The following is a 20476-nucleotide window of genomic DNA, read 5'->3' as shown; positions in this document are numbered from 1 at the left end:
CCATTTGCCCAATTCCGAATCGTCACCTTCATGCCGTCAATCTGGCAAGAATGGGTTGAGAAAGGGTTTACGACGCCGCGATTTCCTGCCCCTCACCGTCACGGCGCAGGGGCGGGCGTTTCGGCAGGCCAATCCGGAAGGCCGCGCCGCCCTGACCGGGCAGGTAATTGATATCGCCGCCCAATGTCTCCATGATCTCGCGGCAGATGGCAAGGCCAAGCCCCGCGCCACCCGCCCGCGCCGGATCGTTCAGCCGGGCAAATTTCTCAAAGATCAGGGACTGGCGTGCGCTGTCGATGCCCTGCCCGTTATCCATGATGTCGATCTGCGGCCCGCCACCCGGACGGCGGGCAACGCGGATCGTCAGCACCGGCCGTTCGGCGCTGCAATATTTGCGGGCGTTGGTGATGACATTGATCAGCACCTGCAACAACCGGTCGGGATCGGTGATCACGCCCAGATGTTCCGAGGGAATATCGCGTTCGACGGTGAAAATCCGTTCCGGGCGGGTGGCCGAGGCCGCCGACAGCGCACGCGTGATCAGGTCATGCACATTCGTGGCCGAGACGGCCAGTTGCGCCCGCCCGCTTTCCAGCACCGACAGGTCCAGCAGATCGTCCAGCAGCCGGGTCAGCCGCCCGGCCTCGGCATGGATGATGTCGGCAAAGCGGGTGCGTTCTTCATCCGACAGGTCAGGGGTCTTGAGGATTTCGGAAAAGGCCCGGACCGAGGTCATGGGCGTGCGCAATTCATGGCTGATCTGGCTGAGAAACGCGTCCTTCTGTACCGACAGCGCGGTCAGCTTGTCATTCGCCTCGCGCAGCTTGCGGGCGGTTCGTTCCAGCTCGGCCGTGGCAGTTTCCAGACGCTGCGCCTCTTCCTTGGCGCGCTGCGCCTCGTCAGCCACCTCCATCAGATCGGACACGGTCAGCGCCATTCCGCCCGCCACCCGCTCGATCATCGCATGCGCCGTGGCTGCCCCGACCGAACCCGCCAGCCGCCGTTCCAGCCCGGTCAGGAAATTCGGCGTCAGATCGGGCAGAAAACCGGATTTGCCCTGCGCGCTGGCCTCGGCCTGAAAATAGCGCAGCGCCGGATCGCCGCCCCAGACACGTCGTGCCATGGCCAGCAGCGGCTCGGCCCGGTCCTCGCTGCTGGCGGTCCGGCTGTGGCGGATCGGCTGGACGGCGCTGACAAAGGACAGGCCCTGCAACCGTTCCACCGGGTCGGGAAAGCCAAAGATCGACACCGTGATGAAGGCGGCTGTGTTGACGGCCAGCGACAGGAAGATCGCAAATGCCAGCGGGTCGGCCCCGGCGGGCGGCACGAAAGCATGGCCGATCCCGACCGACGGCAGAAAGATCATGGCCATCCAGATCGCAAATCCGCAGCCGACGCCGGAATAGGCCCCCAGCCGGTTCGCCCCGCGCCACAGCAGCCCACCCAGCAGCGCAGGCAGTACCTGCGCCATGCCGGTAAAGGCCACCAGTCCCATCGAGGCCAGCGCCGCCGACCCGCCCGATGCCTGATGATAGACCCAGCCGGCTGCGACCACCGCAAGGATCGCCAGCCTTCGGGCGTTCAGGACAAAACCGCGCAGATCCTCGGGTTCGCCATCGGCGGCCGGGCGGCGGCGCAGCGTCAGCCACAGGGGCGTCAGCCAGTGGTTCGAGATCATCGTGGACAGAGCGATGGCGCTGACCACCACCATCGAGGTCGCCGCTGAAAACCCGCCGAGAAAAACCAGCAATGCCAAAAGGTTCTGTCCAGAAGCCTGAGGCAGGGTCAACATGTAAAGATCGGGGTTGGAACCGGCGGGCAGCATATCGGCCCCGACAAGGGCAATCGGCATCACGAACAGCGACATCGCGAACAGATAGGCCGGAAAAGCCCAACCCGCGACATGCAGCCGTTCCTCGTCCGCGGCCTCGACCACCATCACCTGAAACATGCGCGGCAGGGTCAGGACCGCCGCAGCCGAGACCGCGATCAGCGCGGTCCAGCGGTCAGGGCGCAGCACCCAACCCTCGCGCGCGGGATCGCTGGCCGCCGCAGCCATCCGCGCCATGATGTCGGCGGGACCATCGGCCAGCCCCCAGACGACAAACGCCCCAAGCGCCAGAAATGCCACCAGCTTGACCATCGCCTCCAGCGCGATGGCTGTGACGACGCCGTGATGACGCTCATCCGCGGCCAGATTGCGCGTTCCGAACAGGATGGTGAACAATGCCAGCCCCGCCGCCACCCACAGCGCCGTTCCGCCGCCAAGCGGGTCGCCATTCGGGGCCTGCGTCGCGAATACCTCGAATGACAGGCGCACCGATTGCAGTTGCAGCGCGATATAGGGCGTGGCCGCGATGACGGCGATCAGCGTCACAAAACCCGCCAGCGCATTGGATTTGCCGAACCGCGCCGAGATCAGGTCGGCAATCGAGGTGACATGATGCATCCGCGCGATCCGCACCAGGCGCCGCAGCCCCCACCACGCCCCGGTGAAAACCACGGTCGGCCCGATATAGATCGTCGCAAACTCCAGCCCGGACCTGCTGGCATAGCCAACCGCGCCGTAAAACGTCCAGGCCGAGCAATAGACCGACAAGGACAGGGTATAGACCAGCGGATGATCCAGCCAGCGTACCCTGCCCCGCTGCGCCGCGCGGTCGGCGGCAAAGGCCACTCCGAACATCAGCGCGACATAGGCCAGACAGCAGGCGACCAGCGTTTCAAAGGGCATCGGGGCGGTTTCCGTCGGGCCCGGTCACGGGGCTGCCCGCGTTCAGGGTCCGCGCCTCGGCCCGGATCAGGGCGCGATGCAGCAGGTGAACGGCAAGGATCAGCAGCGCCCACATGCCGAACAACCACAGCGTGCCCAGGCCAAAGCTGAACTGGCGCGGCATCCACCAGACCGGCAGCATCATCGCCAGCACCGCACAGACCGGCAGCACCCGCGCCGCGTCGCCCAGACGGCGGCGGCGGAACGAGGCGCGTTCCAGAAACAATGGCAGCTCTGTCATTTCTTGGCCTCCGTCACGTCAGCATCCGACGCACCTGTTCGCGCAATTCATCATTTGCAAAGGGCTTTGCCAACACCGCATCGGCTTGCGCCGTCCCCGGCGAATCCTGCCCCCGCGCCGTCAGCATCAGCACCGGCGTCGCGGCAAGGCCGTGATCGGCATCGCTGCGCAGATCGGCCAGAATTTCCGTGCCGGATCGGTTCGGCAGCATCAGGTCCAGAATGATCAGACGCGGGCGCATTTCACGGATGGCCTCGATCCCCCCCAGACCATCATGATGCAGCGCCAGCCGCCAGCCGTCGCGGGTCAGGATAAAGCGCACCGCCTCGGCGATGTTGCGTTCGTCCTCGATCATCAGAATGTCGAGCGTCATGCCTGCCGTGGCGCCTCCGGATTGCTGCCCCGACCAGTTTGCAGCAAGGCCGCCGGATGGGAAAGCCCCGGAAGGTTCATAGCGGTGACAGGATCGAGGGTTCACGCCGCGCCGCGCAATCGGAACGTGGACAGATCCGGCATGACGGACCGATATTGATCAGCGGCCCGCCCGTCACGGCGGCGGTTTCGGCGGGCTGAATCAGCATCTGCGCGCGGGTCAGGACCGGGCCGTCGATACCCTGCGGCTGACTGCGGGTCGCATAGCTGAGCGTGACAAACTCGTCCCCCTGCGGCGTCCTGACCCTTGCGCTGATCGCCGTCTGGGGCGCGGCCAATGCCTGAAACAATGGCCAAAGCGGGCAGGCATCGCCGGGGCGCGGCAACGGAAAGCCCGGCGCGGGCCTGCGCAGCGTCAGCGCGCCCGAGCCGTCGCAGACCAGCAGCCCTGCCGTCTCGAACCCGGCGGGACGCAGCGCCGCCAGCCGCCGCATCACCAGATCCAGCGGCGCGTCCAGACGTGCCGAGATGCGCAGAGGATCACCCCCGGCCGCAGCCCCGGCCAGTGCGGCATCAGGCAGTGCCGCCTGTTCCGCCTGCATGCGCGCAAGATGATCACGTGCCAGCGCCCGCGCCGCGTCCGAGGCCAGATCGGGCGCTTCGTCGATCGGGGCCATGCCCGCCGCCATCCAGCCCTCGACCTCTTCCTGCGGAGTGAAAATCCCGCCCTCAGCCTCGAAACTGTCCAGATAGGCGACCAGCGCCTGCGCGGTCGTGGACAGGCGCAGGCTGTCCTCGGCCAGATTGGCGTGAAAGCGGTGCCGCCATTCGTCGGGAATTTCGCGTTCATCGGCCAGAATCGATGCGGTCGAGCGCAGCGAGGTCACGGCCGACAGAACCTCGTGCAGCGTCGTCAGCAGATAGGGGTCCTGCGTCATCCGGTCAGACAGGTTGACCAGTTGCCGTTCCAGCGCGTCGGCACGCCGCCCCGTCGCGATCATCGCGCCCGCCCAACCGGGAAACCGCGCCAGAAATTCCGGGGCCTGCGCCACTTCGGGCGCGGCATCGCCCGCCGGCGATGGTGCCCGTGCCGCCGCCTCGCGCAGTGCCGAAATCCGCGCCTCTTGCCGCCCCGAGGCCAGTTCGTCCGCAGGTACCTGCAACACCTCGGCCAGCCGCGTGACCAGATCGGCCCCCACCGGACGACGGTTATGTTCGATCAGGTTCAGATAGGCAGGCGAGATCCCGACCTCGCGCGCCACATCCGCCTGTCGCCGTGACAGCGCAAGGCGGCGTTCGCGGATTCGGGTTCCGGTCAGGATATGGGTGGCACCGCGCGGGTTCATATGCAGATGAAACAGCGCAAGCCCCGGTCACGCAAGCCTATACCGCAATACCGTGACGTCCCGCCAGATCGGTAAAATACTGCCACGCGACCCGGCCCGAGCGCCCTCCCCGCGTCGCCTGCCATTCGATCGCCCCGGCGCGCAGGTCTTCGTCGGAAATCACCAGACCAAAAGCATCGCAATAGCCGCGCACCATCGCCAGATATTCGTCCTGCGAACAGGGGTGGAACCCCAGCCACAGCCCGAAACGGTCCGACAACGAGACCTTTTCCTCGACCGCCTCGCCCGGATGGATCGCGGTCGAGCGTTCATTGTCGATCATGTCGCGCGGCATCAGGTGACGCCGGTTCGATGTCGCATAGAGAATCACATTCGCGGGACGCCCGCTGATCCCGCCATCCAGCACCGCCTTCAGCGATTTATATTGCGTGTCGTCATGGCTGAAGGACAGATCGTCGGAAAACAGCAGAAAGCGCCGGTCCGTGGCCCGTCCCAGAATGGCCAGCAGCCGCCCGACCGAGCCCAGATCCTCGCGCGCAATCTCGACCAGAACCAAAGGCAGGCCCTGCGCGGCGGCCTCGGCATGGACGGCCTTGACCAGCGACGACTTGCCCATCCCCCGCGCGCCCCACAGCAACGCGTTATTCGCCCCGAACCCGCGCGCGAATTGCAGCGTATTGGCCAGCAGAATGTCCTTGGCCCGGTCGATGCCGATCAATTGCACCAGATCGACGCGGTTGACCGTGGGCACCGGTTCCAGCCGGTCTGGATCGGGGTGCCAGACATAGGCCGTGGCCTCGGAAAAGCCGGGCACCGGCGCGGGCGGCGGAGCCAGCCGTTCCAGCGCGGCGGCGATGCGTTCCAGCGCCTCGCTGTTTTGCGACATACCCTCAGTCCTCGTCGTCCACCCACAGACCTTCGGCCCGCAATTCCGCCTCGCGCCTGCGTTCGATGCGGCGGACAAGCTGGATCGAGACTTCGTAAAGCCCATAGATCACCGAAAACAGCACTACCTGACTGACCACATCCGGCGGCGTCGCAATGGCCGCCAACACCAGAATCGCCACCACCGCGTATTTGCGCACCGATCCCAGACCGGCTGCGGAAACCAGCCCCGCCTTACCCATCAGCGTCAGCAACACCGGAAGCTGAAAGCTGAGACCAAAGGCCAGCAGGAATTTCAGTGTCAGCCCCAGATATTCCTGCATCGACCCCTGAAAGGCGATGCCCGCGACATGCTTGCCCGCCTCGGTCACTTCGTCCTTCGTGGCAACGACCGGACCTTGCTGAAAACCAAGGAAAAAATCGTAAGCCATTGGCAGAATGACGAAATAGGCAAAGGATGCGCCCACAGCGAACATGATCGGCGAGGCAAGCAGGAAGGGCATGAACGCCTGCTTTTCACTGCGATAAAGCCCCGGCGCGACAAACCGCCACAACTGATAGCCGATGATCGGAAAGGCCAGAACGAACCCGCCAAAGAACGAGATATTGATGGCGGTGAAAAAACCCTCTTGCAGCTTGATGATCTGCAACTGGCAATCCTGCCCGCGCGCGGCCAGCGCGCCGCAGATGGGCTGGGTCAGGAAATTATAGACCGGTTTCCAAAAGCCGTAACAGGCAACCATCGCCGCGACAAAGGCCAGCAGCGACCAGATGATCCGGGTGCGCAGCTCGGCCAGATGCTCGATCAGCGGGGCCGAACTTTCGTCGATCTCGTCTTCGGATTGGGTGTTGCTGGCCAATTCACTGGTCTTTCATATCCGCGCGGCGCACCGCATGCAGCCGACGCTTGCCGGAGGCGGCCCCATCGGCGGCAGGTTCAGGCACCGGGGCGGGGGCCGGGTCATCCGTGACCTGAGCGGGTTCCGGTTCGGGCGGCGATGCCGGATCCTGTTTCGGACGCGCATTGCCGTCGGGAATTTTCGGATCCCATTTCTCGAACCGGTCTGCCGCACGCTCAAGTGCGTCAAGGCCAAGCGATTTTTTCGAGGTCAGGGATTTCACCTCGCGCAGGCTGTTCGCGGCCTCGTCCAGACCCGAGCCCTTTGCCGCATCCTCCATGGCCGAAGAAAACTCGCGCGCCATCCGACGCGCCTTGGCGGTAAAGCGCCCCAGCGAATGAAACAGATGTGGCAGATCCTTGGGGCCGATCACGATCAGCGCCACGATCCCGATCAGCAAAAGCTCGCTCCAGCCGATGTCCAGCATGGGCCGCGCCCTTTCGCGATCAGCTACGGTCAGAGGAAGAAGGCGTCACGTCACGGGCCTTGTCACCCGGCACATCGCGCGATTCATCCGCTGCTTTCTCGATCTCATCAGTGCCGTCCTTGACGCCTTTCTTGAAGGCGGTGATACCCTTGCCGACCTCGCCCATCAGGGACGAAATCTTGCCGCGCCCGAACAGCACCAGCACGACGACAGCAATCAGAAGAAGGCCGGGACGGCCAATATTGTTCAGCATAGACGACTCCCTTGCCGGGCAGGCACGACCGCCCGCGTGGCATATTTAGGGATTCCGGCACGGGAATGCAAAGCCCGATTGCAGCGCAGAGGCGCTTTGTCCAACCCGATCAAGACCGCTTGGCACGGTTTCGCTGGCAGGCGATAAGGGGGCATGGATCCGTCGTTGTACATCACCGCCTTCGTGACGCTGTTCGTGGTCATCGACCCGATTGGCCTGGCCCCCATATTCATCGCGCTGACCCCCCATCACAGCGGCCCCGCGCGCGCCGCCATCGCCCTGCGTTCGGTCTGCATCGCGGCAATCCTGCTGACACTGTTCGGGTTGGCGGGCGATGCGATTCTGTCGGGGATCGGTATTTCGATCCCGGCCTTCCGCATCGCGGGCGGGCTGCTGCTGTTCCTGACCGCGATGGACATGCTGTTCGAACGCCGGACCGAGCGGCGCGAGGGTCAGGGTCATGCCGACCTGCCCGATCACGACCCGTCGGTTTTTCCGCTGGCCACGCCACTGCTGGCCGGGCCGGGCGCGATGGCGACGATGATTCTGCTGGTCGGGCAGAAAAGCGGCATCGGGCATATTGTGATGGTGCATCTGGTCATGCTGGCGGTGCTGGCCGTCGCGCTGATGCTGTTCCACCTGGCGACGCCTCTGGCGCGGGCACTGGGGCGCACGGGCGTCATGGTGATCACCCGACTGCTGGGCATGCTGCTGGCGGCGCTGTCGATCCAGTTCGTGATCGACGGGCTGAAAGGGTCGGGGTTGTTCTGATGGCTGAGTTCGACTGGGCGGCCCTCATCTATTACGGGCTGCTGCTTCTGGTCATCGGCGGCGGCGTCCTGCTGGAAGTGACGCGGCGCGGCAGTCCGGCCCTGCGGCAATTGGCGCTGTGGGCGGTGATCTTTGCCGGCACGGTCTTTGCGGCCAATCTGTGGCTGGGTCAGGACGGCAATCGTCAGCGCGTCACCGAAGGCGGTCGGATCGAGATCCCCATGGGCCGCGATGGCCATTTCAGCCTGACTGCCGAACTGAACGGCGAACCCGTCCGCTTTCTGGTCGATACCGGAGCCTCGACCATCGCACTTGGTCCCGACGATGCGCGCCGCGTCGGCCTTGACCCCGACAATCTGGCCTATCTGGGCACCAGCGTGACAGCCAATGGCGAGGTCCGGACAGCCAATGTCTCGATCGACGAATTCGCCATCGGCGATATCGTGGATTACAACGTCCCCGCCGTGGTCATCGGCGGCGAACTGGACGGCTCGTTGCTGGGGATGTCATATCTGCGCCGCTTTGCGCGGGTCGGTTTCGAGGGCGATCTGATGGTGCTTGAACGCTGACATTCCCCGCGCTCAGCGCCACCAGCGGCCCGTAAGCGCCAGCCGCGCCAACGATGCCCGCCGCTGAAACGGCGAGATTTCGGGCGTGTCGGTGAAAGGATCGATATTTCCCCTGCGGATTTCGCGCAACAGACGCGGAATACGCGGACCGGGATACAGCGCCGCTGCCGCCGTTTTCGGCACCGACCGATGCGCACGCGCCGCCATGCGCAGCGAATCCAGTGCAAGATCGGCAAGATCTACTGCCTCCTCGGGCCGGGTGCCGCGCAGCCCCAGCCCAAGCGGTTGCAGACGCGGCAGGGCGCGCAGCCATGCGGCCAGCCCCGCGCCCCGCGCATGATCGGCCACCATGCCGCGCGTGGCGACGGGTGCCCCAAGGCGCTGCGCCGCGATCCACATCAGCGCCCCCGTCGTCCCGTCGATATAGCCGGCCACATCTTCCGGCGAGGCAAAGGGCTCGCGCGCGCAATCGCGCCGCCGCGCCTCGGCCAGACCGGCCAACTTTGCCGCCTTGACGCCCCAGATGTCCCATAGCGGCGTCAGAACGTCGTGCAGAGGCGGTGCCGTGCCCTGCCCCATCCCGGCCAGGCGGTCAATCCACCATTGCAGGCGCATCTCGGCCAGCATCGGTTCCGCCGACTGAAACGGTGCGCGGGCGATTTCCAGATTCAGCGCATAAAGCGTGATCAGGGCCGGGCGATGTTCCGAGGGCGCGACCAGAACCGCGCCAAAGCGGTCAGGATCCTGCTGCCGGATCGCATCTGTGCAGGCGGCCAGCGTCATGCCGGGGTCACGCCGTCGCGGATCAGCTTCCACGTAATCGCATCGATCAGCGCATCAAAGCTGGCATCGACGATATTGGCCGAAACCCCGACCGTGGACCATGTCCGCCCCTGCCGGTCGGCACTGTCGATGATCACCCGCGTGACCGCATCGGTACCGCCCTGCGTAATCCGCACCCGGAAATCGACCAGTTGCATTTCGTCGATAACGGCCTGATAGGGGCCCAGATCCTTGACCAGCGCCCGCCACAGCGCGTTGACCGGCCCCCGGTCGCCGCCCTCGTTACCCAGGCTTTCGCTGACCGACAACATGCGCCGGTCGCCCACGCGCAACACCACCACCGCCTCGGACACGGACAGATGCCCGCCATGCCCGTCTTGCCGCCGCTCGACAATGACGCGAAAACGGTCGATCTGGAAGAATTTCGGCAATTGCCCCAGCTCGCGCCGCGCCAGAATCTCGAAACTGGCCTGCGCACTGTCATAGGCATAACCCTCATCCTCGCGCGCCTTGACCAGATCGAGGATCCGCCCCAGCGCCGGATCGCCCGCCGCCACCTGCAATCCCGCCGCCGCCAGCCGGGCGCGCAGATTGGACTGCCCGGCCTGATTGGACATCGGGATGATGCGCGCATTGCCGACCACCGCCGGATCGACATGTTCATAGGTGGCCGGGTTCTTCAGGATCGCGCTGGCATGCAGCCCCGCCTTGTGCACAAAGGCCGAGCCGCCGACATAGGGCGCGCCCCGGCGCGGCATGCGGTTCAGGATCTCGTCCAGTCGGTGCGACAGCCCGGTCAGCCCCGTCAGCGCCTGCGCCGGAACACCGGTTTCATAGCGGCTGGCATAGGGTTCCTTCAACAGAAGCGTCGGGATCAGGCTGACCAGATCGGCATTGCCGCAACGTTCCCCCAGCCCGTTCAGCGTTCCCTGCACCTGCCTCACGCCCGCGTCAATGGCGGCCAGCGACCCGGCAACGGCAGTGCCGGTATCGTCATGGCAGTGAATGCCCAACTGTTCGCCCGGTATCCCCGCCGCGATCACATCGCCCACGATTCGGCCGATTTCAGCAGGCAGCGTCCCGCCATTCGTGTCGCACAGCACGATCCAGCGCGCACCCGCCTCATGCGCTGCGCGCAGACAGGCCAAGGCATAGCCGGGATCCACCGTCCAGCCATCAAAGAAATGCTCGGCATCGAACAGTGCCTCGCGGCCCTGCGCGACGACATGCGCAATCGAGTCGCGGATATTGGCAAGGTTCTCGTCCAGGGGAATCCCCAATGCCTCGCGCACATGCAGTTCGTGGGATTTGCCGACCAGACAGACCGCCGCCGTACCCGCATTCATCACCCCCGCCAGCACATCGTCATTCGCGGCCGACCGACCCGAGCGTTTGGTCATCCCGAAGGCGGTCATGGTGGCGCGGGTCTCGGGCGCATTGGCAAAAAATTCGCTGTCGGTAGGATTGGCGCCGGGCCAGCCACCTTCGATGTAATCCAGTCCCAGACTGTCCAGCAGCCGCGCGATCTCGGCCTTTTCGGCGGCCGAGAAATCCACGCCCTGCGTCTGCTGCCCGTCGCGCAACGTGGTGTCGTAAAGGTAAAGGCGTTCGGTCATAAGGCTTGTTTGTCCTTCAGAGGCTCAGATCACGCCCTTCAGGCGTTCTGCGTCGAAACCGGCGGCAAGGCTCCATTCCGCCCCCCCTGCCGTGTCCTTGACCTCGACCCCGGCGGCGGCAAAGGCATCGCGGATGGCATCGGCACGGGCGAAGTCGCGGGCCATGCGCGCCTCGGCCCGCGCCGCCAGCAGCGACTCGATCATTGCGGCAGCATCCTCACCCGCCTCGGCCCAATCGCCCATGTCGGACCGCAGCAGCCCCAGCATGCGGGCCGAAGCCAGCAACCCCGCCACATCGCCCCGGCCCGCCAGCTCGTGCAGCGCCGCAATGGCACCCGCGGTGTTCAGGTCGTCGGCCAGCGCGGCGATGACGGCGGGTGCCGGGCTCGGGGCGGGCTCGAGGCCCGCCCCGAGCCCACGCCACCGCCGAAGCACCGCTTCGGCCTCTGCCGCCTTGGCCTCGGTCCAGTCCATCGGCTTGCGGTAATGCGTGGACAGCATCACGAAGCGGATCACCTCTCCCGGCACGCCACGGTCCAGCAGATCGCGGACGGTGAAGAAATTGCCCAGGGATTTGGACATCTTCTTTCCCTCGACCTGCAACATCTCGTTATGCAGCCAGACCTGCGCAAAAGACGCCTCGGGATGGGCGCAGCAGCTTTGCGCGATCTCATTTTCGTGATGGGGAAATTGCAGGTCGATCCCGCCGCCATGAATGTCAAAGCTTTCCCCCAGCAACGCTGCCGACATGGCCGAGCATTCGATATGCCAGCCCGGCCGCCCCCGCCCCCAGGGACTGTCCCAGCCCGGCAGATCGGCATCCGAGGGTTTCCACAGCACGAAATCCATCGGATCGCGTTTGAAGGGCGCGACCTCGACCCGCGCGCCGGCGATCATGTCATCGACCGACCGGCCCGACAGCCGTCCGTATTCCGGATAGGACCGCACGTCGAACAGCACATGTCCCTCGGCCGCATAGGCATGGCCGCGCGCGATCAGGGTTTCGGTCATCGCGATCATCTGGGCGATATATTCTGTGGCGCGGGGTTCGTGATCAGGGCTGTCTGCACCCAGTCCGGCCATATCGGCCCGATACCAGGCGACCGTTTCATCGGCCCTTTCGGCGATCAGTTCCTCAAGCGTCAGCTTGCTGCCCAGGGCCTTGCGGCGCTGCGCCTCGGCGTTGATCTTGTCATCCACATCGGTGATGTTGCGCGCATATGTCACATGACCGGCACCATAGACATGACGCAGCAGCCGCACCAGCACGTCAAAGACCAGCACCGGACGGGCATTGCCCAGATGGGCGCGGTCATAGACGGTCGGTCCGCACAGATACAGCCGGATATTCCGGGCGTCCAGCGGCGTGAAAACCTCTTTCCGCCGCGTACGGGTATTCGTCAACCTGATCTCGACCATGATGCGCCTCTGTCACAAAGTCACAGGGGCTTAACGCATCGGCGCAAAGCTTTCCACCCATTCGATCTGCCGGGGCAGGCTGTGGCGATGCAGGTCATAGCCGTCCAGAATCGTCTGCCGCGCCGCCGCGCGCAGGTGCGGGGCATCGGGGTCGCCCTTCAGCCCCCGGATCAGCGCCGCCGATAGCGCGGATATGTCGAAAAACGGCACCAGCCGACCATTCTGCCCGTCACGGATCAGTTCGCGCACAGGTGCCGTGTCCGATGCCACGACATAGGCCCCCGCCCCCATCGCCTCGGTCAGCGACCATGACAGGACGAAGGGATAGGTCAGATAGCAATGCACCCGCGCCAGCCGGATCAGCGACAGATAGGCGTCATAGGGCACGCGGCCCAGGAAATGCACCCGCGACAGATCCAGCCTGTCTCCCAGTTCGCCCAGCATCACCTGCCGCCAGTTGCGCCCGTCCTTGGGCGCGCCGCCATAGCTGACCCCGTCCCCGCCGACCAGCACCACCTGCGCATCCGGTCGTGCCGCCAGTACCTCGGGCAGGGCGCGCATAAAGACATGAAAGCCGCGATAGGGTTCAAGCGAGCGCGAGACATAGCTGATCACCTCATCCCCCGCCCCGACCTGCCGGCCACCGGGCAGGGTCAGGCTTGCGCCCGGATCGGGGCAGACGCGGTCGGTATCGATACCATCATGGATCACCGTGATCTTGCCGCGCAGTTCCGGCGGAAAGCTTTCCGCCTGATAGCGTGTCGGCGCGATGGCCGCGTCGGCCTGCACGATGCCCTGGATCAGATGCGCGGATCGGGTGACAGTCAGAAACCGGCCGTCATCGGTGCCGGGGCTGATCTCGCTGTCAAAGCCCACATCCTCGCCCCGCGTCCGGTACAGCAGTTCCGCATAGACCAGCAGCTTTGCCTCGGGCCAGATTTCCTTGAGAAACAGCGTCTCGCCCCAGCCGGAATGCCCGATGATGACATCGGGGGCAAAGCCGTGCCGGTCGCGCAGAGCCCGCGCGCCGCGCGCCGCCAGCAGGCCCCGTTCGGCGTGATCGGAATAGGTGCGACCCAGAACGCCATTGGTCTTGACCGGCACGGGTGCCTTGTAGCGCACCGTCCTGACCGGACTGGGCCGGCGGTTCTTTTCGTCCGTCAAGGCCAGAACCTGATGCCCGCGCTTTTCCAGCGCAGGGGCCAGATGCGGGAACTGGCCGGGGAAATTCTGATGCACGAACAATATCTTCATCGGTGATGGTCGCGAAAGGCCGCCTCCAGCAAGGTTCGGGTATAATCCGTTTGGGGATTGTCGAAAATAGCGGCGGCAGGCCCGTGTTCGACCACCTCGCCCGCGCGCATGACCATGATCTGATGCGACATGGCCCGCACCACGCGCAAATCGTGGCTGATGAACAGGAAGGTCAGCCCGTATTTCGCCTGAAGCCCGCGTAAAAGCTGGACGATCTGCACCTGAACCGTCATGTCCAGCGCCGAGGTGGGTTCGTCCAGCACCACAACCTTTGGCCTCAGGATCATGGCGCGGGCGATGGCGATGCGCTGTCGCTGGCCACCGGAAAATTCATGCGGATAGCGGTGCATCAGATCGGGGTTCAGCCCGACCTCGGCCATGATCTCTGTCACCATGCCGCGCCGGTCGCGACCCGGTTCGACGCCGTGAACGCCCAATCCCTCGGCGATGATCTGTTCGATGGTCATCCGGGGCGACAGGCTGCCAAAGGGATCCTGAAAGACGATCTGCATGTCGCGGCGCAGCCTGCGCAACTGTCTGCTGCCCCAACCGGAAATATCCTGCCTCATGAACAGGATCGGCCCGTCACTGTCGATCAGCCGCATGATGGCAAGGGCCAGTGTGGTCTTGCCGCTGCCCGATTCGCCGACGATGCCCAATGTCTCGCCCGCGCGGACAGCCAGGCTTGCGCCATTCACAGCCTTGACATGCCCCACCGTCCTGCGTAGCAAGCCGCGCTGGATCGGAAACCAGATCTTCAGATCCTGTGTCTCGACCACGGTTTCGGCATCCTCTGCCACCGGCCCGGCCTCGCCGCCGGGTTCTGCCGCCAGCAGCTTTTTGGTGTAATCGTGCTGCGGGTTCGCAAAGATCGCCTGCACCGGACCCTGTTCGACGATCTCGCCATCTTTCATCACGCAAACCCGGTCGGCGATGCGGCGCACGATGCCAAGATCGTGACTGATGAACAGCATCGACAGCCCTTCCGAGGCCTTCAGTTCCGCCAACAGGTCAAGGATCTGCGCCTGAATCGTCACATCCAGCGCCGTCGTCGGTTCATCGGCGATCAGCAGGTCCGGCCCATTGGCCAGCGCCATGGCGATCATCACCCGCTGCCGCTGCCCGCCGGACAGTTGATGCGGATAATCGGCCAGCCGGCTTTCAGGATCGCGGATGCCCACCCGCGTCAGCAGATCGACGATCCGCGCCCGTGCCGCCGCGCCAGTCAGCCCCTGATGCAGCGCAAGGCTTTCGCCCAATTGCCGGTCCAGCGTGTGCAGCGGGTTCAGCGAGGTCATCGGCTCTTGAAAGATGAAGCTGATGTCATTGCCGCGAATTTCGCGCAATACGCGGTCGGGCGCGCCGACCATCTCGCGCCCCTCATAGCGGACGCTGCCCTCGACCATCGCGGCATCGCCCAGCAACTGCACGGTGGACAGCGCCGTCACCGACTTGCCGGAACCGGATTCGCCGACCAGCGCCACAGTCTCGCCCTTGCCGATGCAGAAACTGACACCCTTGACGGCCGGAAGCAACCGACCCTCGTGCTGAAAGGCGATCCGAAGGTCGCGCACCTCCAGTACGGCATCGGGCGGGTTCAGATCGGGCGCAACACTCATTTGAAGGTCTTCCGTGGGTCAAAGGCATCGCGCACGCCTTCAAAGACGAAGACCAGCAGGGACAGCATGATTGCAAAGGTGAAAAAGGCGGTAAAAGCCAGCCAGGGCGCCTGAAGGTTCTGCTTGGCCTGCAAGGCCAGTTCCCCAAGCGAGGGCGCAGAGGCGGGCAGGCCATAGCCCAGATAATCCAGCGCCGCCAGCCCGCTGATCGTTCCCGTCACCACGAAAGGCAGCATGGTCAGCGTCGCGACCATGGCGTTGGGCAGGATGTGGCGGAACATGATCTTGCGGTCGGATACCCCAAGCGCGCGGGCGGCGCGGACATATTCGAAATTCCGCGCCCGCAGAAACTCGGCCCGGACCACGCCGACCAGCGCGGGCCAGCCAAACAGGATCGTGACGAAAACCAGCAGCCAGAAGCTGCGGCCAAGGATCGCGAACAGGATGATGATCACGTACAGGCTGGGCGTCGAGGCCCATATCTCCAGCACGCGCTGAAAGATCAGGTCGGTGCGCCCGCCGAAATAGCCCTGAATGGCCCCCGCGGCGATGCCGATGGTCGAGGCCACGACCGTCACGATCAGCGTGAACAGGATCGACGTGCGGAACCCATAGATCACACGGGCCAGCACATCGCGCGCGGTATCGTCGGTGCCCAGCCAGTGATCCTTGTCGGGCGCGCTTGGCGCGGTTCCGACATTGTTGATCGTCTTGAAGTGAAAGGGAACAGGTGGCCAGATCATCCAGCCCTGCTCTGCCCTGGGCACATCGCTGCTGCCGTCCTGCACCGCCTGAATCAGCGTGTAGGGATCGTCCCAGCACGCATCGCGTCCGCCGGTGACGATCAGGCATTGCACCGCCTCGTCGCGATAGATCGCCTCGGTCCCGAAATCGCCGCCAAACGCGGTTTCGGGATAAAACCTGTAGGCCGGGAAATACAGATCGCCGCGATAGCTGACGACGACGGGTTTGTCATTGGCCACCACCTCGGCCAGCATCGCCACGACGAACAGCACGACAAAGATCACCAGCGACCAGAAGGCGCGGCGATTGTGGCGGAAATTGCGCCAGCGGCGGCGGTTCAGTTCCGAAATCGCCATCAGCCGGCCCTCGATTCAAAGTCGATGCGCGGATCGACAACGACATACATCAGATCCGACAGGATGCCGACAATCAGGCTCATCAGGCCAAAGACGTAAAGCGTGCCGAAAATCACCGGATAGTCGCGCTGCACAGCGGCCTCAAAGCCCAGCCGGCCCAAACCGTCCAGCGAAAAGATCGTCTCGATCAGGATCGACGCGCCGAAGAACACGCCCAGAAACATCGCCGGAAAACCCGCGATGACGATCAGCATGGCGTTGCGGAAGACATGGCCGTAAAGGACGCGGCGTTCCGTCAGCCCCTTGGCGCGCGCTGTCATCACATATTGCTTGTTGATCTCGTCCAGAAAGCTGTTCTTGGTCAGCAGGGTCAGCGTCGCAAAACTGGAAATCGTCGAGGCCACGACCGGCAGCGTGACGTGCCAGGCGTAGTCCTTGATCTGGCCCCATGTGGACAGATCGGCGAAATTGTCGCTGGTCAACCCGCGCAGAGGAAATATCTTCCAGTAACTGCCGCCCGCGAACAGCACCATCAGCAGCACCGCGAACAGAAAGGCCGGGATCGCATAGGCCATGATGATGATACCCGAGGTCCAGGTGTCAAAGCGCGTACCGTCGCGCACAGCCTTGCGGATCCCAAGCGGAATCGAGATGATATAGGCCAGCAGCGTGGACCACAGCCCCAGAGTGATCGACACCGGCATCTTTTCGACCACCAGATCGACCACGCTGATCGAGCGGAACCAGCTTGTCCCGAAATCGAAGCGCAGATAATTCCCCAGCATCGTCAGGAACCGTTCGACCGGTGGCTTGTCAAAGCCAAATTCCTTCTCAAGCTGGGCGATGAATTCGGGCGGCAGGCCACGCGCACCCTGATATTGTTCGTCAACCGCGCCGCCGCCAGCCTCGTTCCCGCCGCCCGCAATATTGCGGAACACATCGCCCTCGCCCTGCAACTGCGCGGCGATCTGTTCGATCGGACCGCCCGGCACGAATTGCGTCAGCGTGAAATTGACCAGCATGATGCCGATCAGCGTGGGGATGATCAGCAGCAGCCGCCGCAGGATGTAGGCACCCATCCGCCTGTCCTTCTGCCCGCCCCTCGGGGCCAACGGACCTTATGCGGCCCTGTTCGATTGTCTTGCCTTGTCGGCAATCCGGCCCCGGAAATCAAGCCGGTTGCCCTAGCGCAGCGCGCCCTGGTCACGCAGGTTCCGGGCCTTCGCCTCGTCATACCACCAGAAATCCAGCTCGCCCAGTTGATAGGGCGGCAGCGTTTCCGGGCGGCCATACTGATCGTAATAGGCCACGAGGTTGTAGGCGTTGTACCATTGCGGCACCCAGAAATGCAGGCTGCGCAGCGCGCGGTCAAGCGCATGGGTCGCGGTCAGCAGTTCGGCATGGCTGCCGGCCTTTTCGACGGCCGGGATCAGCGCGTCGATGGCGGGATTGGCCAGCCCCATAGCGTTGAACACATCCCCGACATTGGCCGAGCCGAAATACTGCTGCAATCCCGAGCCGGGAATCGCATCCTGCCCGAGATGATCCGAGATCACGTCGAAATCGTGGCTGCGGGAACGGTTTTCGTATTCCGCATTGTCGACGCGGACATTTCTTGCGTCGACGCCGATGGCACGCAGGTTCTCGACCCAGGGGTTGATGACCCGGTCGAAGGTCTGGCTGTCGTTCAGGATCTCCAGCTTCAGGGTCCGTCCCCCGGCGTTGCGTCGCATGCCGTCGCTGCCGACCGTCCAGCCCGCCGCGTCCAGCAGCGCCGCCGCCTTGCGCGCATTGCCACGGTCAAGCTGCCGTTTGCCGCTGACGGGGGACATCACCGCCTCGTCGGTCAGGATACCCTCGGGCAGATCGCCTGCCACCGGGGTCAGCAGATCCAGCTCCGCCTGGGACGGTGTGCCGGTCGCGGCCAGATCGCTGTTGTCCCAGAAGCTGCTGACACGGTCGTAAAGCCCGTAGAACAGCGAATCGTCGGACCATTCGAAATTGAACATCAGCCCGATCGCCTCGCGCACCCGGATATCCTGAAAATCCGGCCGGCGCAGGTTCAGCACCCAGGCCTGCCCCGAGGCGATATTGCCGTCGGGCAGCGTCTCCTTGACGACCCAGCCGCTGTTCAGCGCCGGAAAGTCATAGCGCGTCGCCCAGATGATGCTGCTGACCTCGCGCCGGAACGCGTATTCGCCGGCCTTGAACGCCTCGAACGCGGCGTCGTAATCCGAAAAATACTCGAACCGGATGCGGTCGAAATTGTAGCGCCCCCTGTTGATCGGCAGATCCGCGCCCCAGTAATCGGGGTTGCGCCGATAGGTCACGCGACGGTTGATATCGGCGCTTTCGAACATGTAGGGACCGGACCCGACCAGCGCCTTGCCCATCGGCTGTTCCAGATCGCGCTGGTTGTCGGCAAAATCCTTGCGGCTGAAAACCGGCAGCCCGCCGACCGACTGGATCACGTCGCGGCGCGGATAATCGGGCTTGAAGGTGAATTTGATCGTGCGGTCGTCGATCACCTCGGCCTTCTCGACCTGCTGGGCGATCACCACGCGGAACGAGGACAGCCCCTTGTCGCGCATGGTCTCATAGCTGAACAGCACGTCCTGCGCGGTCAGGGGCGTGCCGTCGCTGAATTTCACCTCGGGGCGCAGATGGAAGATCGCCCAGTCGCGGTTTTCGGGATATTCGAGGCTTTCGCACAGCAGACAATAGGCCGACCCGATCTCGTCCGCCGTGCCGGCGAGGATCGATTCCAGCATCACGGTGGACAGCACCGCCGCACGGCCGCGGAAGGTGAAGGGGTTATAGTTGTCGAAACCGGTGGAGTTCGGGATCGCCTCGGATATCTCGCCGCCCTTGGGCGCGTCGGGATAGACATAGGGCAGGTGATCGAAATCGGCAGGAAGCCTGAGTTCGTCGAACACGCCGATGCCATACGACCTGATGATCTTGCCGTCGCCCCCGCCGCTTTCGGTATCCGCCGTCTCCTGCGACAGGGCGGGCAGCGCGGCCATGGCAAGGGACAGGGCGGCGATCAGGGCGGCGGGACGCATCGTCAGGCTCCGGCGAAGGGATGTTCGCGTCACGCTAGGCCAGCGGGCCGCGCGGGATCAAGCCGCGATTTCGTGAGCGCCGGACCGCCTCGAACGAAGAAAGGCGCGGCCGGTGCCGCGCCTTTCCGCATTCCACGACGAGGGTGCCGTTACTGCTGCGATTGCAGGAAGGCGATCAGGTCGGCGCGGTCCTCGGGCTTTTTCAGGCCGGCGAAGGACATCTTCGTGCCCTTCACGACGCCTTTCGGGTTGGTCAGGAATTCCTGCAACGCCTCGGGGGTCCAGTTCGGCGCCTCGCCGGCATGGGCGTGCATGGCATCCGAATAGCTGAAGCCCGAGACCGAGGCGACCGGGCGGCCGACGATGCCGTTCAGATGCGGGCCGGTCGCGTCGCCGCCGTCGAGCTTGTGGCAGGCCTTGCACTTGCCGAAATCCTTTTCGCCCTTGGCGGGATCGGCAGCGGCCAGCAACGCGCCGAAATCGATCTGTTCCGTCTGCTCGGCGTCGCTGCCGGCGCTTTCCTCGACGGGAATCGTGTAGGCTTGGGCGTGTTCCTCGCCCTCGCCGCCATGACCGGCCGGGCCGACATGATAGAGGCCGCTGGACGCCCAGTTGGCCAGCATCAGAAACAGCAGCGCCCCGATCAGCGCGCCGGCGGCCTTGGTCACGGTCATGGTGTCGAACATCGCGGCGATCCCCGTCTGGTAAGCACGTCAATTGGCCCGGTATCTATCCGCTTTCGCTTTCCGGGATCAAGGTATAGTTACCTTGCCGACATTCAAAATTCGGACAGTGCGACCCCATGACGACGAACCGCATCGCCTTCCAGGGCGAACCCGGCGCCTACAGCCACGAAGCCTGTCGCAATGCGCGGCCCGGAATGGAGCCGCTGCCCTGCCCGGCATTCGAGGATGTCATCGCGGCGGTTCGAGAAGGCCGCGCCGATCTGGCGATGGTGCCGGTCGAGAACTCGACCTATGGGCGCGTGGCCGACATTCACCGCCTGCTGCCCGAATCCGGCCTGCATATCGTCGACGAGGCCTTCGTACGGGTCCATATCAGCCTGATGGCCCTGCCCGGCGTG

Annotated in this window: 20 protein-coding genes; 3 read left to right on the top strand and 17 right to left on the bottom strand. The window is 64.5% G+C overall.

What is annotated here, in order from left to right; genetic code table 11:
* Positions 1 to 67: 67 nt before the first annotated feature.
* The 8 genes from ACK5L9_RS17555 to ACK5L9_RS17520 form a co-directional block, all read right to left on the bottom strand.
* A complete protein-coding gene (locus tag ACK5L9_RS17555; RefSeq protein WP_416912749.1) occupies positions 68 to 2734 on the bottom strand; it encodes an ATP-binding protein in 2667 nt (888 codons plus the stop codon).
* Positions 2724 to 3014, bottom strand: coding sequence for a hypothetical protein (locus ACK5L9_RS17550; RefSeq protein ID WP_416912748.1), 291 nt, complete (start codon positions 3012 to 3014; stop codon positions 2724 to 2726). Before ACK5L9_RS17550 ends, ACK5L9_RS17555 begins: the two co-directional genes overlap by 11 nt.
* A 13-nt stretch (positions 3015 to 3027) precedes the next feature.
* Positions 3028 to 3387, bottom strand: coding sequence for a response regulator transcription factor (locus ACK5L9_RS17545; RefSeq protein WP_416912747.1), 360 nt, complete (start codon positions 3385 to 3387; stop codon positions 3028 to 3030).
* A gap of 76 nt (positions 3388 to 3463) precedes the next feature.
* Entirely contained in the window at positions 3464 to 4732 is a 1269-nt protein-coding gene (locus ACK5L9_RS17540) for a short-chain fatty acyl-CoA regulator family protein (RefSeq protein WP_416912746.1), read from the bottom strand.
* 37 nt (positions 4733 to 4769) lie between these two features.
* Positions 4770 to 5618, bottom strand: coding sequence for an ATP-binding protein (locus ACK5L9_RS17535; RefSeq protein WP_416912745.1), 849 nt, complete (start codon positions 5616 to 5618; stop codon positions 4770 to 4772).
* Between the two features lie 4 nt (positions 5619 to 5622).
* Positions 5623 to 6477 (bottom strand): twin-arginine translocase subunit TatC, encoded by an 855-nt coding sequence (tatC, locus tag ACK5L9_RS17530; protein WP_416912744.1) that lies wholly within the window; start codon positions 6475 to 6477, stop codon positions 5623 to 5625.
* 1 nt (position 6478) lies between these two features.
* Positions 6479 to 6943: a Sec-independent protein translocase protein TatB gene (tatB, locus tag ACK5L9_RS17525; protein ID WP_416912743.1), complete on the bottom strand. Its 465-nt coding sequence runs from the start codon at positions 6941 to 6943 to the stop codon at positions 6479 to 6481.
* 19 nt (positions 6944 to 6962) lie between these two features.
* Positions 6963 to 7196 (bottom strand): twin-arginine translocase TatA/TatE family subunit, encoded by a 234-nt coding sequence (locus tag ACK5L9_RS17520; RefSeq protein WP_416912742.1) that lies wholly within the window; start codon positions 7194 to 7196, stop codon positions 6963 to 6965.
* Between the two features lie 153 nt (positions 7197 to 7349).
* Here ACK5L9_RS17520 and ACK5L9_RS17515 point away from each other — a divergent pair, with 153 nt between their 5' ends.
* Together ACK5L9_RS17515 and ACK5L9_RS17510 are read left to right on the top strand one after the other, a co-directional pair.
* Positions 7350 to 7967, top strand: coding sequence for a MarC family protein (locus tag ACK5L9_RS17515; protein ID WP_416912741.1), 618 nt, complete (start codon positions 7350 to 7352; stop codon positions 7965 to 7967).
* Positions 7967 to 8536, top strand: coding sequence for a retropepsin-like aspartic protease family protein (locus tag ACK5L9_RS17510; protein ID WP_416912740.1), 570 nt, complete (start codon positions 7967 to 7969; stop codon positions 8534 to 8536). Before ACK5L9_RS17515 ends, ACK5L9_RS17510 begins: the two co-directional genes overlap by 1 nt.
* A gap of 12 nt (positions 8537 to 8548) precedes the next feature.
* On the opposite strand, the gene ACK5L9_RS17505 is transcribed toward ACK5L9_RS17510, so the two are convergent.
* From ACK5L9_RS17505 to ACK5L9_RS17465, 9 genes are all read right to left on the bottom strand, one after another.
* Positions 8549 to 9319, bottom strand: coding sequence for a squalene/phytoene synthase family protein (locus ACK5L9_RS17505; protein WP_416912739.1), 771 nt, complete (start codon positions 9317 to 9319; stop codon positions 8549 to 8551).
* Positions 9316 to 10935, bottom strand: a complete 1620-nt coding sequence (cimA, locus tag ACK5L9_RS17500) for a citramalate synthase (RefSeq protein ID WP_416912738.1) — start codon at positions 10933 to 10935, stop codon at positions 9316 to 9318. The genes ACK5L9_RS17505 and cimA overlap by 4 nt, the downstream gene beginning before the upstream one ends.
* 24 nt (positions 10936 to 10959) lie before the next feature.
* Positions 10960 to 12354, bottom strand: coding sequence for a cysteine--tRNA ligase (cysS, locus tag ACK5L9_RS17495; RefSeq protein WP_416912737.1), 1395 nt, complete (start codon positions 12352 to 12354; stop codon positions 10960 to 10962).
* Between the two features lie 30 nt (positions 12355 to 12384).
* Positions 12385 to 13608: a glycosyltransferase gene (locus ACK5L9_RS17490; RefSeq protein ID WP_416912736.1), complete on the bottom strand. Its 1224-nt coding sequence runs from the start codon at positions 13606 to 13608 to the stop codon at positions 12385 to 12387.
* Entirely contained in the window at positions 13605 to 15227 is a 1623-nt protein-coding gene (locus ACK5L9_RS17485; protein ID WP_416912735.1) for an ABC transporter ATP-binding protein, read from the bottom strand. The genes ACK5L9_RS17490 and ACK5L9_RS17485 overlap by 4 nt, the downstream gene beginning before the upstream one ends.
* Positions 15224 to 16327 carry an ABC transporter permease gene (locus ACK5L9_RS17480; protein WP_416912734.1) on the bottom strand — a complete coding sequence of 368 codons (1104 nt, stop codon included), beginning with the start codon at positions 16325 to 16327 and terminating at the stop codon, positions 15224 to 15226. The genes ACK5L9_RS17485 and ACK5L9_RS17480 overlap by 4 nt, the downstream gene beginning before the upstream one ends.
* Positions 16327 to 17406, bottom strand: a complete 1080-nt coding sequence (locus ACK5L9_RS17475; RefSeq protein ID WP_416912733.1) for a microcin C ABC transporter permease YejB — start codon at positions 17404 to 17406, stop codon at positions 16327 to 16329. The genes ACK5L9_RS17480 and ACK5L9_RS17475 overlap by 1 nt, the downstream gene beginning before the upstream one ends.
* A 105-nt stretch (positions 17407 to 17511) precedes the next feature.
* Complete coding sequence (locus ACK5L9_RS17470; RefSeq protein WP_416912732.1) at positions 17512 to 19392, bottom strand: extracellular solute-binding protein; 1881 nt, start codon at positions 19390 to 19392, stop codon at positions 17512 to 17514.
* Positions 19393 to 19541: 149 nt separating this feature from the next.
* Positions 19542 to 20078, bottom strand: a complete 537-nt coding sequence (locus ACK5L9_RS17465) for a c-type cytochrome (protein ID WP_416912731.1) — start codon at positions 20076 to 20078, stop codon at positions 19542 to 19544.
* A gap of 116 nt (positions 20079 to 20194) precedes the next feature.
* Here ACK5L9_RS17465 and ACK5L9_RS17460 point away from each other — a divergent pair.
* Positions 20195 to 20476 (top strand): prephenate dehydratase domain-containing protein (locus ACK5L9_RS17460; RefSeq protein WP_416912730.1); only part of this gene is annotated, 282 nt, incomplete at its 3' end.

It is taken from the genome of Paracoccus sp. (in: a-proteobacteria) (assembly GCF_047973135.1).
GTDB lineage: Bacteria > Pseudomonadota > Alphaproteobacteria > Rhodobacterales > Rhodobacteraceae > Paracoccus.
The sequence above is the reverse complement of the archived record's forward strand: the minus strand, read 5'-3'. Positions and strand labels throughout refer to the sequence as shown.

Coding starts and splice junctions, on each gene's coding strand:
- ACK5L9_RS17505 (WP_416912739.1), bottom strand. CDS start 9,319: ATGACGCTGGCCGCCTGCACAGATGCGATCCGGCAGCAGGATCCTGAC.
- ACK5L9_RS17515 (WP_416912741.1), top strand. CDS start 7,350: ATGGATCCGTCGTTGTACATCACCGCCTTCGTGACGCTGTTCGTGGTC.
- cysS (WP_416912737.1), bottom strand. CDS start 12,354: ATGGTCGAGATCAGGTTGACGAATACCCGTACGCGGCGGAAAGAGGTT.
- ACK5L9_RS17470 (WP_416912732.1), bottom strand. CDS start 19,392: ATGCGTCCCGCCGCCCTGATCGCCGCCCTGTCCCTTGCCATGGCCGCG.
- ACK5L9_RS17475 (WP_416912733.1), bottom strand. CDS start 17,406: ATGGGTGCCTACATCCTGCGGCGGCTGCTGCTGATCATCCCCACGCTG.
- ACK5L9_RS17520 (WP_416912742.1), bottom strand. CDS start 7,196: ATGCTGAACAATATTGGCCGTCCCGGCCTTCTTCTGATTGCTGTCGTC.
- ACK5L9_RS17465 (WP_416912731.1), bottom strand. CDS start 20,078: ATGTTCGACACCATGACCGTGACCAAGGCCGCCGGCGCGCTGATCGGG.
- ACK5L9_RS17480 (WP_416912734.1), bottom strand. CDS start 16,327: ATGGCGATTTCGGAACTGAACCGCCGCCGCTGGCGCAATTTCCGCCAC.
- ACK5L9_RS17550 (WP_416912748.1), bottom strand. CDS start 3,014: ATGACAGAGCTGCCATTGTTTCTGGAACGCGCCTCGTTCCGCCGCCGC.
- cimA (WP_416912738.1), bottom strand. CDS start 10,935: ATGACCGAACGCCTTTACCTTTACGACACCACGTTGCGCGACGGGCAG.
- tatB (WP_416912743.1), bottom strand. CDS start 6,943: ATGCTGGACATCGGCTGGAGCGAGCTTTTGCTGATCGGGATCGTGGCG.
- ACK5L9_RS17485 (WP_416912735.1), bottom strand. CDS start 15,227: ATGAGTGTTGCGCCCGATCTGAACCCGCCCGATGCCGTACTGGAGGTG.
- ACK5L9_RS17555 (WP_416912749.1), bottom strand. CDS start 2,734: ATGCCCTTTGAAACGCTGGTCGCCTGCTGTCTGGCCTATGTCGCGCTG.
- ACK5L9_RS17545 (WP_416912747.1), bottom strand. CDS start 3,387: ATGACGCTCGACATTCTGATGATCGAGGACGAACGCAACATCGCCGAG.
- ACK5L9_RS17510 (WP_416912740.1), top strand. CDS start 7,967: ATGGCTGAGTTCGACTGGGCGGCCCTCATCTATTACGGGCTGCTGCTT.
- ACK5L9_RS17540 (WP_416912746.1), bottom strand. CDS start 4,732: ATGAACCCGCGCGGTGCCACCCATATCCTGACCGGAACCCGAATCCGC.
- ACK5L9_RS17490 (WP_416912736.1), bottom strand. CDS start 13,608: ATGAAGATATTGTTCGTGCATCAGAATTTCCCCGGCCAGTTCCCGCAT.
- ACK5L9_RS17535 (WP_416912745.1), bottom strand. CDS start 5,618: ATGTCGCAAAACAGCGAGGCGCTGGAACGCATCGCCGCCGCGCTGGAA.